Origin of the sequence: Bradyrhizobium sp. UFLA03-84, from assembly GCF_002289535.1 — a bacterium.
In the GTDB taxonomy this organism is placed as follows: domain Bacteria; phylum Pseudomonadota; class Alphaproteobacteria; order Rhizobiales; family Xanthobacteraceae; genus Bradyrhizobium; species Bradyrhizobium viridifuturi.
This window is the reverse complement of sequence record NZ_NSJY01000017.1, coordinates 797,037-813,442: the sequence shown is the minus strand read 5'-3', so window position 1 is coordinate 813,442 and position 16,406 is coordinate 797,037. Positions and strand designations below refer to the sequence as shown.

Genomic DNA, 16,406 nt, shown 5'->3' with positions numbered 1-16,406 from the left:
ACTGAGGCGAAATTGTCGATCTGGCATCCCGCCAGTTGGTCGGCCCGGATGGCTCAACTCTTTTCACCCGCCGCCGATACGTGGATGCGGTTGTTCCTCGTTGGAAGTCTTTCGCTGGTGGCCGGTGGCACGGTTGGCATCATCGGCTTCGCGCGATCCGCCTACATGACTTCGACCGATGTCCGCCCCCAGCAGCCGGTGCCGTTCAGCCATCGTCATCACGCCGGCGAACTCGGGATCGATTGCCGCTACTGCCACAGTAATGTCGAAACCGGTCCTCAGGCCGGTCTGCCACCGACGGAAACCTGCATGACCTGCCACTCGCAGATATGGACCAATGCCTCTATGCTGGAACCGGTCAGGCAGAGCCTTGCTCACCACACGCCGATCCAATGGACGCGCGTCGCAAAGTTGCCGGACTACGTCTATTTTCGCCATGACATCCACATCGCCAAGGGCGTCGGCTGCGAAAGCTGTCACGGCCGCATTGACCAGATGGCGCTGACCTATCGCCCCAAGCCGTTCACCATGGAGTTTTGCCTGGATTGTCATCGCGATCCCGCGCCGATGCTGCGGCCGCCGGAGCACATCACCGATATGGCGTGGACGCCGCCCGCCGCCGCGCGCGTCCAGGGCGAAGCAATTGCGGCGCACGAAAAGATCCGCTTCGGCGAACTCACTCACTGTACCGTGTGTCACCGATGAAGCGCGACATCAGACACGGCAATCGGGTCGCGTCGCCGCAAGGCGGACCACGCCAATGGTCGGGCATCGAGGAACTGTTGAACGATCCATCGTTCCAGGCGTTCGTCGATGCCGAATATCCGGCGGCTCAACAGTTCTCTCCAACCGCCCGGCGCCAGTTCCTCAAGCTGATGGGAGCGTCCTTCGCGCTCGCTGGGCTTACCGGTTGCGAGAAGAGCCCGTTCGTGGCCGCGCTGCCCTACGTCGATCAACCCGATGACGTAACGATCGGAACCCCGCGCACCTACGCCACTGCGGTCGTGTTTGACGGATATGCGCAGCCGGTGCTCGCGACGACCTACTCGGGGCGACCGACCAAGCTGGACGGCAATCCCGATCACCCCGTCACCCAGGGCCGTAGCGACGTCTTCATGCAAAGCGCGGTGCTTGGGCTTTACGACCCCGACCGCGCGCAAGTACCGACGCGTCGCGGCAAACCCGTGAGCTGGACGGACGTGGTTGCGACGACCGGCGTGCTCCGCGAGGGATGGGCACGGGACGAAGGAGAGGGATTGCGGCTGCTGGTCGGTCCGATCACGTCGCCAACGCTGCTGCGGCAGATCGATGCGCTGCTGAAGCAGTTTCCCAAAGCACGGGTTCATCTCCATGTTCCTGCAGAGGCATCTCAGCGGCGGCTCCTGGCCGAGGCGGCATATGGCAAGGCGTTGGACCTGCACTACGCACTCGAGCGGTGTGAGGTCGTTGTCAGCCTCGACGATGACATTCTGGGCCCCGGCCTCGATCAGGTGCGCAACGCGCGTGGATGGGCCACCTCCCGGCGCAGGTCTGCCGATCGTCCCGGCAATCATCTGTTCATGGCTGAGAGCGTGCCGTCGGCAACCGGCGCGACCGCGGGCCGCCGGCTGATCGCCGATGCCTCGCGCATGCCCATTCTCGCGGAAGCATTGGCAAAGGCGCTCGGCATTTCCGGGGCAGGCGCTGGAGATCTCTCGGCGCGTGAGCGCGACTGGATTGGGCGCGCGGCTGACGCCTGCGGCGAGGCGCGTAGCAAGTCACTAGTCTGCGTGGGCCCGGCCGCCGGCGAGGCTGCGGCGATCTGGACCGCGAGGATCAATGATGTCCTTGGCAACGCCGGGCAAACGCTGAACTTCACCGGCCCGATCGCCGGTCCGCCTGCTCCGGGGACGCTCGCAGAACTGGTCTCCGATATCCATGCGGGCAAGGTCCAGTCGATCATCGTGATTGACTGCAATGCAGCCTACAACGCCCCCGGTGAACTCGAGACAGCAGACGCGCTGCGGCGCGTGCGGACCTCGATTCATGTCGGCCTGCAGCGTGACGAGACAGGCGCGCTGTGCGAGTGGCAACTTCCAACCGCGCACGCACTGGAGAGCTGGAGCGACGCGCGAGCGGTCGATGGAACGGCGACCATCATCCAGCCCGTGATCGTGCCGTTCTACGACGTCAGAACCATTCATCAGGTCTTCGCGATGCTGCTCGGCGAGATCGATCCCGCATCCGATGCGGCAGTGCACGAGACTTGGCAGACGACATTCGGCGACACGTTCTCGACGCGCTGGAAGCAAGCGCTGTGCGAGGGCTTCGTTGAGGGCGCTGCGGCCTTTGTGGAGGCAAAGCCCGTCAGCGGAGCGGTCACCGCGCCGTCAATGCTTGATGAAACCGACGTCGTGTTCCGGCTAGACCCGACCGTTTGGGATGGTCAATTCGCCAATATTGGCTGGCTGCAGGAATTGCCAAAACCTTTGACCACGGTCACCTGGAGCAACATCGTCGCGCTCGCGCCTGATCTCGCGAAACGGATTTTGGTCGCCAATGGCGATCACGTGGAGGTGCGAATTGGCGACCGCAACGTCACAGGTCCAGCGTGGATCATGCCCGGACAGGCCGGCAACACCGTTGCGCTCTATCTGGGCTATGGCCGGACACGGGCGGGCCGTGTCGGCGACGGACTTGGTTACGATGCCTACCAGGTGCGGCCAGTCGATCGGCCGTGGCTCGCCAAGGGCAGCGTAGGCAAGGTCGATGGCGCCGAAACGCTCGCGGTGACGCAGCTACATCACCGCATGGAAGGTTTCGATTTCGTCCGCGAGGTGAGCCCGGGTGAGGTGGCAAAACCGTCATCGTCCGAACAGGCGAGCTTCTATCCGAAGTGGAGATCTTCGGAGAACGCCTGGGGCATGGTGATCGATCTCGACGCCTGCATCGGGTGCAATGCCTGCGTGGCGGCTTGCACAGCCGAGAACAATGTACCGGTCGTAGGAGCCAACCAGCTCAAGGTCGGCCGCGAAATGCACTGGCTGCGGATCGCCCGCTACTACGACGGCAGCATCGAGGAACCCAAAAGCTATTTCCAGCCGGTGCCCTGCATGCATTGCGAGGACGCGCCCTGCGAGATGGGATGTCCGGTGCATGCAACCACGCACAGCCCGGAAGGGCTCAACCAAATGGTCTACAACCGCTGTATCGGCACGAGGACCTGCTCGAGCTATTGCCCCTACAAGGTGCGACGCTTCAACTTCTTCGACTACCGCGCGCCGGCCGATTCCCCGACGCAAGCGGCGCACAATCCGGACGTGACCGTGCGCTCGCGCGGTGTGATGGAGAAGTGCACCTACTGCGTCCAGCGGATCGAGGCGGCTCACGTCACCGCCGACAAGGAAAGTCGTCCGCTGCGCGAGGGCGAGGTCGTGACTGCCTGCCAGCAGGCCTGTCCGACCAAGGCGATCGTGTTCGGCGACATCAACGATCCCAATTCCGAGGTCTCGCGGCTGAAGCGCGATGGCCGGCACTACGTGCTGCTGGAAGAGCTCGGGACACGGCCCCGCACCACCTATCTGGCGCGCTGGCGGGATGACGGCTCGGGCAGCGGGCAGGGATGAGCAATCACTCCGACATCCTGCCGAGGCGGCAGAGCATGGGGGGCATCGCCGACCAGCTCACCGGCATTCCGCTGCACTTTCCCGCACGGCGCCGTTGGGTGGTCGCGATGGCGTTCGCGAGTGCCTTGCTGCTGTTGCTGGTGATCTCGGTGGTCGAGCTGTTCACGCGCGGCGTCGGGATCTGGGGCATCAACATTCCCGTCAACTGGGCGTTTGCGATCCACAATTACGTCTGGTGGCTCGGCATCGGCCATGCAGGCACGCTGATTTCGGCGTTGCTGCTCCTCACCGGCAGCGAATGGCGCAACTCGCTAAACCGCTTCGCCGAGACCATGACACTGTTCGCGGTCGTCTGCGCCGGCATCTACCCGATTTTGCACCTTGGGCGCCCCTGGTACGTCTACTGGATGTTTCCTTATCCCGCGACCATGGGCGTCTGGCCGCAGTTTCGCAGCCCGCTGGAATGGGACATCTGGGCGGTGCTGACCTATCTCACGGTGTCGCTAGTGTTCTGGTACACCGGGTTGATCCCGGACCTTGCGGCCGCGCGGGATCGCGCAACCGGGCGCGGCTGGCAGATCTTCTTCGGAATCACTTCGCTCGGCTGGCGCGGCTCGGCCATACACTGGCAGCGCTGGTCGCAGGCTTACCGGACGACCGCAGCGCTCGCCGTGCCGCTGGTCGTGTCCGTTCACAGCGAGGTATCGTTGTTGTTCGCTGCTGGGCAAATCCCAGGATGGCACTCGACGATCTTTCCGCCATATTTCGTGCTTGGCGCCGCGTTCTCCGGCTTTGCCGTGGTCGCCATCATCGCTGTCGCGCTGCGCTCGTGGTTCGGCCTTCAAAACCTGGTCACCGACGATCATCTCGACGTGCTCGGCAAGGTCCTACTCGCGACCGGGCTGATGACCGCCTACGGCTATGTGTTCGAGGTGTTCGACGCGCTCTATTCCGGCGAGGCGCATGAGATGCGGACGCTGCTGGACCGCGTCGCCGGTGTCTATGCCTGGATTTATTGGGGCGCGGTGCTCTTCAACTTCGTTCCGCTGCAGGCACTGTGGTGGAGGGGCGTGCGTCGCTCAGGCTGGGCGATGCTCCTGATTTCGATCTCGGTGGCGGTCGGGATGTGGCTGGAGCGGGACATGATCCTGGTCACCAGCCTCTATCGTGACTTCCTGGTGTCTTCGTGGAGCAAATTCACGCCGACCTTCTGGGATTGGTCGACCTATCTCGGCACGATCGGCCTGTTCCTGGTGCCGTTCCTGATCGCCGTGCGGCTCATCCCGATGATCTCGATATTCGAGACGAAGGAGCTTCTTCACGAGGAGAAGGAGGAGGCGCGGCATGGTTGAGCGCACCTATGGAATGCTTGGAGAATTCGACAGCCCGGAAGCATTGTTGGCCGCCGCACGGCGGGCCCGCGCAGCCGGCTATCGCGAGCTCGACGCGTTCACGCCGTTTCCCGTCGAGGGTCTAGCGCGAGTTCTGAAAATTCCGCGACCTTCGATCTCTCTCGTCGGCCTGGTCGGAGCTCTTGCAGGAGGGACCACAGCGCTTCTCATGCAGATGTTCGTCAGCTACGACTACCCCCTGAATGTTGGCGGCCGACCGATTTACGCGCTATCAGCATTCGCCGTCGTCACATTCGAGCTGACCATCCTGTTCTCGGCGCTTGCGATGGCAATCGCCATGCTCTGGCAGAACGGCTTGCCGCGGCTCAACTATCCCGTCTTCGCGGCGCCGCGCTTCCAACTCGCCAGCAAGGATCGCTTCTTCCTCTGCGTCAAAGGCGAGGATCCGATGTTCGATGACCAGGCCACCGCGGAATTCCTTGCGGGTGCGGGCGCCGCATCGGTGGAGCGCGTGCCGCCATGATCCGACTGGCGCTCACAGCCGCACTCGCGTTGTCGCTTGCAGCCTGCGACCAGAACATGGATGTGCAACCGAAATACAGCGAGTATTCCCGCGCACCGCTGTTCCGCGGCAGCGTGTTGCGCCCTCCGGCGGCCAACACCGTGGCGCGCGGCTACCTGGAGCGGGAGAGGGCGGTGACCACCAAACCCGCGATGTCGGCCGAGCTGCTGGATCGCGGTCGACAGCGGTTTTCGATCTTTTGCTCGCCGTGTCACGGCGCGGGCGGCGACGGCGATGGCATCATCGTTCATCGCGGGATGCCGCACCCGACCAGCTACCATGTCGACCGATTGGTGACGGCTGACGATCAGCACTTCTTCGACGTGATCACCAACGGTTACGGCGCGATGTACTCTTACGCCGCGCGCGTGCCCCCCGGGGATCGCTGGGCCATCGTGGCCTATATCCGCGCCCTGCAATTCAGCCGGCGTGCCCCGATCGAGGATGTGCCGCCAGATGAGCGCGCAACGCTCACGGGGCAGCCATGAGCCTTCGCCGCGACGTCAGGATTGCCGTTCTGCTCGTTACGGGATTGATCCTTGCGGCCGGCTTTATCGTTGACGGCCGGTCCACGGCATCGGCGTATCTCGTGGCCTGGCTGACGTGGGTCTCGATCCCGATCGGCGCGCTGGCACTGTGGATGACGAGCTATCTGGTCCGTCGCGTCTGGACCGAGGCGCTTTACGCGCAATTCGTTGCCGCGACGGCAACGCTGCCGGTCATTGCCTTGGCGTCAGTGCCCATCCTGCTCTTCATGAAGCAGATCTATCCGGCGATGGCGGATCCGTCAGCCTTGCCGTCGTTCAAGGCGTATTATCTCGCCCCTTGGTTCTTCGTGATGCGCGGCGCGATCTATTTCGGGCTCTGGATCGGCTTCGCGCTGTGGCTCCGCCGGGCCTGGCGCAACGACGCCGTCATGGTGCGGGCGGCATCGGCCGGATTGGTCGTCCACGCCTTGACCGTCTCGCTGGCCTGCATCGACTGGATGGAATCGCTTGAACCAGACTTTCATTCCTCGGTCTACGGCCTTCTTTTCCTTAGCTTTACGCTGCTCAGCGGCTGCGCGTTCGTGGTCGGCATCAGCCTGTTCTCGGGACGCCGGATCGGCCGTAGTGCCGGCTACAGTGGGCTGCTGCTCTCGCTGACCCTGCTATGGGCCTACCTTCACGCCATGCAGTACATCGTGATCTGGTCCGGCAACATCCCGGACGAGGTGTCCTGGTATCAGGCACGCTCGGAGCAAGGGTGGCAATATTTGCTTGCTGCGGTTGCGCTTGGACAGTTCGTGCTCCCGTTCTTCGCGCTGCTGAGCGCGAGGGTGCGGTCCGGCCCCCGCGCGCTCATGATGCTCTGCGGGCTGACCCTGCTGATGCGCTGGTGCGAGGCGGCCGTTTTGATCCTGCCGGCGATCCACAATATCACACTGCTGACGACGGCGCTGATGCTGCTCGCCTCGGTGCTCTTCCTTGGCGCACTGTTGTGGCTGGCTTTCGACAGCGCGCTGGCCAATGACGGCCGGGTCTTCAACCTGGCTTGGGCGAGGTATCCTGCCGGATCAAAAGCGCCACGAGCCCGATGACGGCGGCCATTGTGATCACCGCGGCGCCGGCCAGTATCCGCCAGACCGAGAGCGTATAGAGGCCGGTTGCAGGATCGAAGCCGTAGCACAGCAGGTGAACTTGATCAGACCAAGAGCCGATCCGCCCGCGGCTGGCGTCGACGAGTGCCAATCGAAGATTGCCCGGATCAATCGCGATACCCGAAATCACGTCCGAAATGCGCCCTTCGGTAGTGACCACGAACGCGGCGACCGGATGAACGAATTGATCGTGTTCGGTATCATAGGCCGGCTCTATACCAAGCGCCGCCAACAAAGCGCTGACATCGGCTGGGACCGCTCTCAGGAAGACTGATTGCGTTGCGAGATCGGACCGGGGATTGATTTGTGCCGCCCTCATTGCGCGCGCATCTGCGGCTGTGTCTTTTGGATCAAGGTCCAACACGATCAGCCGATAGGCGCTGCCGGCTTGCAGGCCTGTATCGGCCAGCGCGCTGGAAACGATCGATAGCATTGGCCCGCAGAGGCTCTTGCAGGTGTAGTCCGCAGCGATCCAAACCGTCGGCACGTCACTCAGCCATTCCTTCAACGGCTTGGTCGCGCCGGACTCGTCCGTGAGGCGAAGCGACAGAGGCAAGCCATCGCCGGTCCGCGGCTGGAGAGCCACCTGATCGACTTGCGCCGACGTAAGTGCAGCGAAACCCGCTTCGGGCAGCGACGAAAGCGCGACAAACGCGCACGCCAGCGAAGCAAAAGCGAAACGTAGATGGGAGTGGCTCATCGATGGCTCGCAATCGGGCGATTAACAACGCAGGGAACGACCGGTTCCAGCGCGAGGCAACGTTCCTGTTCGGGCACAGGTGCCGTCTTGGATCATGAGACTGATGCCTCTAGGAACAACGGCGTCGGCACGTCGGTTAAGGCGCAACGTGTGGCCAGATCTCGCTCGATCTTGCGAGCCGCTAAGGAACGTCTCCATGCCCTACCGATCAGATTTGGAACCGTCTCGCCGTGATCTATTGATTATCGGAGCCGTCGTACTCGCCACACCGCGCGCCTCGTACGCGTTCTCAGAGGCGACCAACGGAATCGGGCTGGAAGGAGCACAAGTGATGACGAAAGTATCCTTTGACGTGAACGGCGAATCCCATCAGCTCGAGCTCGATACCAGGACCACGCTCCTCGATGCGCTGCGCGAGCACCTGCATTTGACCGGTACCAAGAAGGGCTGCGACCACGGCCAATGCGGGGCATGCACGGTCATCGTCGACGGGCGGCGGATCAATTCCTGCCTGACGCTTGCGGTGATGCACGAGGGCGACCAGATCACGACGATCGAAGGGCTCGGCACGCCGGACGCGCTGCATCCGCTGCAGGCCGCATTCGTCGAGCACGACGGCTATCAATGCGGCTATTGCACGCCCGGCCAGATTTGCTCGGCGGTCGCTGTGCTGGCTGAAGTCAAGGCGGGTATCCCGAGTCATGTGACTGCTGATCTCAATGCTCCGATGCGGCTGACCAATGCCGAGCTTCGCGAGCGCATGAGCGGCAACATCTGCCGGTGCGGCGCCTATTCCAACATCGCCGAGGCGATCAGCGAGGTAGCCGGGAGGAGCGCATGAGATCGTTCAGCTATGAGCGCGCCGCGACGCCGGGCGCGGCGGCCGCGGCAGCTGCGGGCACGCCGAATGCCAAATTCATCGCCGGCGGCACCAATCTGCTCGACCTGATGAAACTTGAGATCGAGACGCCGACCCATTTGATCGACGTCAATGGCCTTGCGCTCGACCGGATCGAGGCGACAGCCGATGGCGGCTTGCGGGTCGGCGCGCTGGTGCGCAACACCGATCTCGCCGCGGACGCCCGTGTACGACGTGACTATGGCGTGCTTTCGCGGGCGTTGCTTGCCGGGGCGTCGGGCCAGTTGCGCAACAAGGCGACGACCGCCGGAAATCTGTTGCAGCGGACGCGCTGTCCCTATTTCTACGACACCAATTTGCCCTGCAACAAGCGCAAGCCCGGCAGCGGCTGCGCAGCGCTCGAGGGTTTCAGCCGACAGCATGCAATCGTCGGCGCGAGCGAGGCCTGCATCGCGACCCATCCGAGCGACATGGCGGTAGCGATGCGCGCGCTCGACGCAGCGGTCGAGATCGTGCGGCCTGATGGCGCCACGCGCAACATCCCGATTGCCGAGTTCCATCGTCTGCCCGGCGACAGCCCCGAGATCGAGACCACCCTGCAGCCCGGCGAATTGATCACCGCGGTGACGCTGCCGAAGCCTGTTGGCGGGACGCAAACCTATCGCAAGGTCCGCGACCGCGCCTCCTACGCTTTTGCATTGGTCTCGGTCGCCGCAATCGTGCAGCGCGACGGCAGCGGCCGCGTCGCGCTCGGCGGCGTCGCGCACAAGCCGTGGCGGGTGGAGGCAGCGGAAGCGGAATTGCCCCGGGGCGCCAAGGCCGTCACCGCGCGGCTGTTCGCCGATGCAAAGCCGACCGGCGACAATGCGTTCAAGCTGCCGCTCGCGGAACGAACGCTCGCGGCGGTGCTGCGCGAGGCCAGGACTTAGGAAGGGCTCAGGACCATGCGTTTCGAACATCCCGCGACCTTCAATCCGATCGACCAACTCAAGGTGATCGGCCATCCGACCAGCCGGATCGAGGGACCGCTGAAGACCACCGGGACCGCGCCTTACGCCTATGAACGGCACGATGTCGTGGCTAACCAGGCCTATGGCTACGTGGTCGGCTCGGCGATCGGCAAAGGCCGGATCACGGCGATCGATCTTGCGGCCGCGAAGGCTGCGCCCGGCGTGCTCGCCATCGTCACTGCCGAGAACGCCGGCAAGCTCGGCAAGGGCGAGCGCAATCCAGCGCCGCTGCTCGGCGGTCCCGAGATCGCGCATTACCACCAGGCCGTCGCCATCGTGGTCGCCGGCACCTTCGAGCAGGCGCGCGCCGCGGCACAGCTGCTCCGCATCGACTACGCCAAGGGCGATGGCAAATTCGATCTCGCCGCCGAACGGGGCAATGTGAGTACACCGGACCCGAAGATCGGCGGCCCTGCCGATACCGCCGTCGGCGATTTCGCGTCCGCTTTTGCCGCAGCACCCGTGCAGCTGGATGCCACCTACACCACGCCCGATCAGGGGCACGCGATGATGGAGCCGCATGCGTCGATCGCGGCCTGGGACGGTGACAAGCTCACGGTCTGGACCTCCAACCAGATGATCGCCTGGGGCGCCGAGGACATGGCGAAGACGCTTGGCATCCCGAGGGAGAATGTTCGCCTCGTGTCGCCCTATATCGGCGGCGGCTTCGGCGGAAAACTGTTCCTGCGCGCCGACGTACTGCTCGCCGCGCTAGGTGCCCGTGCGGCCGGCCGGCCGGTCAAGGTGGCGCTGCAACGGCCGCTGATGTTCAACAACACCACGCACCGGCCGGCGACGATCCAGCGGATCCGGATCGGCGCGGAGCACGACGGCAGAATCACCGCGATCGGTCACGAAAGCTGGTCCGGCAATGTCAGCCAGGGTGAGCCCGACATGGCAGTGAGCCAGACCCGGCTACTCTACGCAGGCGCCAACCGGATGACGGCGACGCGGCTCGCGGCGCTCGATCTCCCCGAAGGCAACGCGATGCGCGCGCCCGGAGAAGCCTCCGGCATGATGGCGCTCGAGATCGCGATCGACGAGGTTGCCGACAAGCTCGGCATCGATCCGGTTGCGCTGCGTATCGCCAATGACACCCAGGTCGATCCGGAACACCCTCAGCGGCATTTTTCGCAGCGGCAGCTCGTGCAGTGTCTGAACGAGGGCGCCGCGCGGTTCGGCTGGAGCAAGCGCAACGCGAAACCGGGCCAGGTTCGCGACGGGCGCTGGCTGGTCGGCATGGGCGTTGCTGCCGCCTTTCGCAACAATCTCGTCACCAAATCGGCGGCACGCGTCCGCCTCGACCAGCAGGGAATGGTGACGGTCGAGACCGACATGACCGACATCGGCACCGGCTCCTACACCATCATCGCGCAGACGGCCGCCGAGATGATGGGCGTTCCGCTGGAGAAGGTCGTGGTGCGGCTCGGTGATTCGGACTTTCCGGTGTCGTGCGGCTCAGGCGGGCAGTGGGGCGGAAACAATTCCACCGCCGGCGTCTATGCAGCTTGCACCAAGCTGCGCGAGGCCATTGCGCAGAAGCTCGGCTTCAACTCCGAAGAGGCGGTGTTCGCCGATGGTCTGGTCTGTTCCGGCAATCGCAGCGTGCCGCTGGCGCAGGCCGCCGGCGCGGGTGATCTGGTGGCGGAGGATGCCATCGAGTATGGCGATCTCGCCAAGACCTACCAGCAATCGACCTTCGGCGCGCATTTCGTCGAGGTCGGCGTCGATGCCGACACCGCGGAGATCCGCGTCCGGCGGATGCTCGCGGTCTGCGCGGCGGGCCGCATCCTCAATCCGAAGGCGGCGCGCAGCCAGGTGATCGGCGCAATGACGATGGGCGTCGGCGCCGCGCTGATGGAGAACCTTGTCGTCGACAAGCGGTATGGCCTGTTCGTCAACCACGACCTGGCAGCCTATGAAGTGCCGGTTCACGCCGACATTCCGCATCAGGACATGATCTTCCTCGACGAGACCGATCCAATCTCGTCGCCGATGAAGGCCAAGGGCGTCGCCGAGCTCGGCATCTGTGGCGTGGCCGCCGCCGTCGCCAACGCGGTCTACAACGCAACTGCCGTCCGGGTTCGGGAATATCCGATCACCATCGATAAGCTGCTCGAAGTGCTCGGCTGAGCAATTCTGCGGTCGGTTATCAGACGGAGAAGTTCGATTCGGCTTACGACGATCAAGGTGCCCTTTGCTCGGGACAGCCAAAGGGCACGACGTGGCGTCGCTCTGCCGTTCCTGGTTGAGCGACGCTTAGGCAACCAGCGACACGACGCCACCGTTCCTAACGGTTTCATTAGGCGGCAATAGCGCTCGGTTGCGCCGACTAGTGGCTAAATCGAGCAGATCAAACTGCGCCCGTTCAGAAAGACGAAGCAGCCGGGCCGCCCCGGGTCGGATCTCATTTTGCGTGGAGGTCGACGGCGACGACGCGGTCCACTCGCGATGGACCTCAGCCGCGAAAAAAGCAGCAATCCAATTGAACGCGATTCACACGTGTGATTCCCGGAACATGGATTCGCGTGCATCATTCAAGAACTGGGCAGCAAGTTTTTCATTAAGATGGATTTTAGGCCCAGAGGGCTGCCAGATTATCGAAAACCGGTGGTTCGGCGACGGCAGAATTGCAATGAAGGACGGCCCCGGCTTGCCCCTCTAGCCGGGGCCGTTTCCTTGGTGTGAGGAAGTAGGACAGCCTCGCTGACTAGCCAACTTGAACTTGGCCACCCACCGTGCGGTCGAGTCTGTGGCCATGCTCAGATTGGATCTCCCGAACAGCATAAGCTGCTTCCTGGGCGGCGCGGGAGCGTTTTCGTCGCGCTCGTTCGTCGGAGCGAGCCGTCTTGTGATCGGCTGCAACTGGCTCTCGAACCTTCGGAGGGCCCCTGGTTTGGGGGCTTGGGCCATTCCGCTCGTAACCTAGGTTGTGGTTGCAACCCCAGCGGCTGCTTAAGCTACGTCGCAAAGGTGAACGCGGACGCTCCGCTTCCCGACTGGAGCGCGTCATGAAGAAAATCCGACGGCGATCTAAGCAGCACATCCCCCTTCGACACCGGCTTTCGGCCTTTAAGGACGACCTCATTCGGCAAGCATCAAATTTGGAAGGCGCCGAGCGAGAAACCGCCATGCAGAGAATTCGCTCTGCTGAATTCGCGCTGAGGATCGATATCTGGATCTCGACGCCTGGGCTTGCTCCGCCCACAGAATGGGGCATGGAGTTGTGCTCCTCCCCCTCCTAGCCCCGAAGGGCCTCCGCCGCGGCGCGGGGGCCCTTCTTATCGAGTGTTCAGAGCGGCGGCGATTGTCGCATGGTGATGCTCTCTTCGGCGCGTTGCGTCTCTTTGGCCACGCTATCGCTAAGCGTTTGCAGCCGGCTTTCGAACACCGCGGCCCTCCAGCGGTGGTCTATCAGAGCGGCCCGCAACTGCCTGTTCTGAGCTAAGATTGCTGATGCCAGCTGGAGCAGGGGATCCTGCGATGGCAATCGCAATTTCGGTTTGTAGATGATCTTGCGCGGCTACTGTCCTAGATGCTTCAGATAGCGACCGACGACTGAGGCTTCAGTTCTGCCAAGGACCGCCGCCACGCGGATCCATATCAATCCTTTTTTTCGCAGCTCTAACAGCCGTCGTTCTCCTCCGCTGTCCAAGGCTTCGGCATTATCGCTCGCTTTCCTGAAAGCGTCCGATCGTGCCGGTTCGCTGAGCGCTCTTAGCGATCCGCGAACGACGATTGCACCGGGAAGGTACGGGAAACAGTCCCGCCTGGGGAATAGCTCCATGCGTAGAAACCCACTCGCAGAAACGGCCTCAGCACTTCTGGGGGCCGGAGGCCAGTGCTGAGGCCGTTGCCTGCGCATCCGGGGCTGTGTTGTTGGAGACAGGCAAATGGATCATGCCGAGGCCGCAAGTTCCCGCATTAGCATATGTAAATGAGCGCCTGGGCTTCCCCCGGCAGGAAGTTTCGGACCACTCAGTGAGGGCCTCGTCATTAGTGGCCGAGCAGGAGCCGAAAACCAAAATAAGCGCCCGTACCTACAGCTGCCGATATCGCAAGTGAAAATAGCACGCGCCAGAGGTCGGCTTGCTTGGGTTCGAAGATGGGTTCATTTTCCTGAGCCACGGTTGCGCCATCCTGGAAAGCCAGATCTGCGATCAAGGTAATCTGAGGAAGTCGGCCGCCGCTTTAACGTAAGTGAAGAGAAGCGGACTGATTTTCAGCGCGGCATTTTCGGTCGTGAGGCGCAACTTCGCCCGCTGGCGTCCATCGTCAACGCCGGCAATGCCATGATGCGCAAGTCGTGAAAACCGGTGCTACCCGCCGGGATGCTTGTCGATGTTTCGCTTTGCCAAGGCAATCGCTTCCTCACGGCTCTGATAGGTCATCGTACGGATCGTTTGACCTCCCGAGAGGGAGGTGATTTCGACTAGCGAGCCACCGCCTGGCTGCTCGACGACGACCAGCCGATGACCGCGGTATTGAAGCTCGTCTGTCACAATCTGCTCCGCTCAATTGAGCCGAATGGCCAAAATGGAGCAATCCAGCTTAAAATTACGTGCCAACGGCTGCGGCTCCTCATCGGCGGTCAGCGCCGCCTGGCGGTCGGTGTCGAACTTGGACAACGAAGACTGCGCGTGCCCGTTCCTGTTCCGATGATGGGACCTTGCGGTGTCCCCTTATCTATCAAGCGCAGCGTTGGGGCCGCATGAGAGCCATCTGGCGTCGATGATATGCCGCACTTCGAGCCGCGCTCGATCTTTGCGGCCAAGTAATGCGCGCTACCGGCGGCCAACTGCAGGCTAGCGGCGGGGCTCGACGTCCAAAGGATGCAGTCCATGAAGCGCTTTCGTGGCGGCCTTCATGTAGTCATGGGTGGCTTGGCGTTCCCGGCCGACGATGAGACCCGATGCGAAGGCTTGGGCGCGGCGATTCGCGGGCGGCGCTGTCAGTGCGGCCTCCGTCGTCAGCTTGCGATGTGCCATGAAATCGTTGAGCGACCCCAAGGCGGATTGTATCCGCTTCAGCCGATCGGAAACACGCGCGAGCGTAGCTTGATCCGCATCCTCATAAAGGCTTCTGAAGAAGTCCACGGCATAGCGGATCTTCTTGATATTGATCCGCAGTTTGTGGCGCTGCTTCGCATCGAGGTCGTTCAGCCGCTTGCCCTGTTTTCGTGCCTTCCTGATTCGGCGGTCGAGCACGTCCCCCGCATATCCGGCGATTGATCGATCATCCGTCGTGCGAGACCGTCCGGATTCGATCCACTCGACCGTATCGATCAGTAGATGGCGATAGCGGGCAGAATCAATCGCGTTATGGGCGCGCTTAAAGGCCGCCATTCGTTGTTTGGAAAACTTCTTGCGGATTGCTCGTGCGCCTCGGCTCGGCGCGTCCTGAGCGACTGGCCGAATGCTTTCTCGCAGAAATACGTCGATTTCCCGAGCCGGTGCGAGCTCTGACGTGAGCCATTTGAGCCCAAGCTTGATTCGCGCGGTGTCTGCATGCGCCAAGACATCGTCGAAGAGGGAAATGGCCGCCCGCAGCCGCCGTAAGCCAACGCGCATCTGATGCACGCCTTCGGGATCCATATTTCGCACTGGATCGCTGTTTGCTGTGATCTGACGAACTGTCGAACGCCCAATCACGCGAAACGCATCGCGCGGTGTGAACTCCCGTTCGAGTTGGATCGGCTCGGCATGCTGTGCGCTGTCGCTACGTCCAGCGACGAGCTGAAAGCCACGCTCCGCCTTCGAGCTTAGATCGAGTTCGGCGCCGGTCTTGCGTTCGATATTGCGCGCCAGTCGAAACAGATCTGCGAGATGTCCGGACTTCGATTCCAGCTCGAACTCGGCAATGGGTCGCGAATGCCGCCCGGCGCCAACCTGACCGCGATCGACCGCGACTTCAATCTGGCTTCTCCGGACCCGTCTTGTCTGCGCCGTACGATGGATGTTGGTCCGAAACACTGGCCGTAGCTTGCGGGCAAGTGTTCCGTCGGCCAAGTCTTCGAGAGGCGTATTCTTTGCCTTTTTGAGGTCAGGCCTATTGTCGACGACTTCATACTCCCATTCGCCGCGCGTAACGGCCGCGCCGGTGATTTTCACGGTCTGCATGTATCGATCGCCGGCCTTGCGGATACGAAGTGTGAGACCATGTCGCTTAAGCTTATGCTTCGTCGTGTCGTAATAGGTCGACACAAGCTCTCGCTCGGATCGGTCGCGGACCAGCCAGCCACCGCTCCCCAAGACGGAGGACAATTTGCGCGCCGCAACCCGAAATTTTAGCTCGGTTTCAGAATTCATCGGCAAAGCATCCAGTGCCCACTTAAAGTGGTGCAAAAGCCCGAAGTTCCAAATGCGGGGAAAAGCAAGTCGCTTTCCGGCGTCGACTGATGGACTAAGGCGCGGGAACGCCATCGAGATCCGTCCGTTGACAATTCGACGTATGGGAAAATAGCCATGCAGGACGAGCGCGAACTGTTCCCTGATGCAGAGCTTTGGTTGGCCGCTGCGGTCGGCTGTGCGCCGGCGTTCTTGATTGCAGTCTGGATGATGGTATCGCTGCTGCAGCCGCAGTTTCCTGGCTAACAACCGATGGCATGCGAACGCTCGACGCGATATTCGCTATCGCGGCAGTTCAGCGCCCAGCGTTGTAACGAGGTCCTCGATCTGGA

The 16,406-nt window shown here is 62.7% G+C and carries 13 protein-coding genes; 10 read left to right on the top strand and 3 right to left on the bottom strand.

Annotation, left to right across the window (positions count from 1 at the left end; genetic code table 11):
- Nucleotides 1-48 precede the first annotated feature (48 nt).
- From CK489_RS36530 to CK489_RS36505, 6 genes are read left to right on the top strand one after another with little or no spacing between them, the layout of a single operon-like run.
- Entirely contained in the window at nt 49-705 is a 657-nt protein-coding gene (locus CK489_RS36530) for a cytochrome c3 family protein (RefSeq protein ID WP_095735676.1), read from the top strand.
- Entirely contained in the window at nt 702-3,605 is a 2,904-nt protein-coding gene (locus tag CK489_RS36525; RefSeq protein ID WP_095735675.1) for a TAT-variant-translocated molybdopterin oxidoreductase, read from the top strand. The genes CK489_RS36530 and CK489_RS36525 overlap by 4 nt, the downstream gene beginning before the upstream one ends.
- Nucleotides 3,602-4,957 carry an NrfD/PsrC family molybdoenzyme membrane anchor subunit gene (nrfD, locus tag CK489_RS36520; protein ID WP_095735674.1) on the top strand — a complete coding sequence of 452 codons (1,356 nt, stop codon included), beginning with the start codon at nt 3,602-3,604 and terminating at the stop codon, nt 4,955-4,957. The genes CK489_RS36525 and nrfD overlap by 4 nt, the downstream gene beginning before the upstream one ends.
- A complete protein-coding gene (locus CK489_RS36515; RefSeq protein ID WP_095735673.1) occupies nt 4,950-5,480 on the top strand; it encodes a DUF3341 domain-containing protein in 531 nt (176 codons plus the stop codon). The genes nrfD and CK489_RS36515 overlap by 8 nt, the downstream gene beginning before the upstream one ends.
- Complete coding sequence (locus CK489_RS36510; RefSeq protein ID WP_502694165.1) at nt 5,480-6,007, top strand: c-type cytochrome; 528 nt, start codon at nt 5,480-5,482, stop codon at nt 6,005-6,007. The genes CK489_RS36515 and CK489_RS36510 overlap by 1 nt, the downstream gene beginning before the upstream one ends.
- Nucleotides 6,004-7,098, top strand: coding sequence for a hypothetical protein (locus tag CK489_RS36505; protein WP_143278305.1), 1,095 nt, complete (start codon nt 6,004-6,006; stop codon nt 7,096-7,098). Before CK489_RS36510 ends, CK489_RS36505 begins: the two co-directional genes overlap by 4 nt.
- Here CK489_RS36505 and CK489_RS36500 read toward each other — a convergent pair.
- Nucleotides 7,043-7,858 carry a thioredoxin domain-containing protein gene (locus CK489_RS36500; protein WP_095735670.1) on the bottom strand — a complete coding sequence of 272 codons (816 nt, stop codon included), beginning with the start codon at nt 7,856-7,858 and terminating at the stop codon, nt 7,043-7,045. The genes CK489_RS36505 and CK489_RS36500 overlap by 56 nt on opposite strands.
- Before the next feature lie 196 nt (nt 7,859-8,054).
- On the opposite strand from CK489_RS36500, the gene paoA reads away from it, so the two are divergent.
- The 3 genes from paoA to paoC are packed head-to-tail and all read left to right on the top strand — an operon-like array spanning nt 8,055 to nt 11,860.
- Nucleotides 8,055-8,699: an aldehyde dehydrogenase iron-sulfur subunit PaoA gene (gene paoA, locus CK489_RS36495; RefSeq protein ID WP_095735669.1), complete on the top strand. Its 645-nt coding sequence runs from the start codon at nt 8,055-8,057 to the stop codon at nt 8,697-8,699.
- Nucleotides 8,696-9,646, top strand: coding sequence for an FAD binding domain-containing protein (locus CK489_RS36490; protein ID WP_095735668.1), 951 nt, complete (start codon nt 8,696-8,698; stop codon nt 9,644-9,646). The genes paoA and CK489_RS36490 overlap by 4 nt, the downstream gene beginning before the upstream one ends.
- Nucleotides 9,647-9,661: 15 nt before the next feature.
- Nucleotides 9,662-11,860: an aldehyde oxidoreductase molybdenum-binding subunit PaoC gene (paoC, locus tag CK489_RS36485; RefSeq protein WP_095735667.1), complete on the top strand. Its 2,199-nt coding sequence runs from the start codon at nt 9,662-9,664 to the stop codon at nt 11,858-11,860.
- 2,186 nt (nt 11,861-14,046) lie between these two features.
- On the opposite strand, the gene CK489_RS36475 is transcribed toward paoC, so the two are convergent.
- The gene (locus tag CK489_RS36475) at nt 14,047-14,229 is read right to left on the bottom strand and encodes a hypothetical protein (RefSeq protein ID WP_095735665.1); all 183 of its coding nucleotides are present in this window, start codon (nt 14,227-14,229) and stop codon (nt 14,047-14,049) included.
- Between the two features lie 303 nt (nt 14,230-14,532).
- The gene (locus tag CK489_RS36470) at nt 14,533-16,035 is read right to left on the bottom strand and encodes a CYTH and CHAD domain-containing protein (RefSeq protein ID WP_095735767.1); all 1,503 of its coding nucleotides are present in this window, start codon (nt 16,033-16,035) and stop codon (nt 14,533-14,535) included.
- A gap of 156 nt (nt 16,036-16,191) precedes the next feature.
- On the opposite strand from CK489_RS36470, the gene CK489_RS42720 reads away from it, so the two are divergent.
- A complete protein-coding gene (locus CK489_RS42720) occupies nt 16,192-16,320 on the top strand; it encodes a hypothetical protein (RefSeq protein ID WP_283807334.1) in 129 nt (42 codons plus the stop codon).
- Nucleotides 16,321-16,406 lie beyond the last annotated feature (86 nt).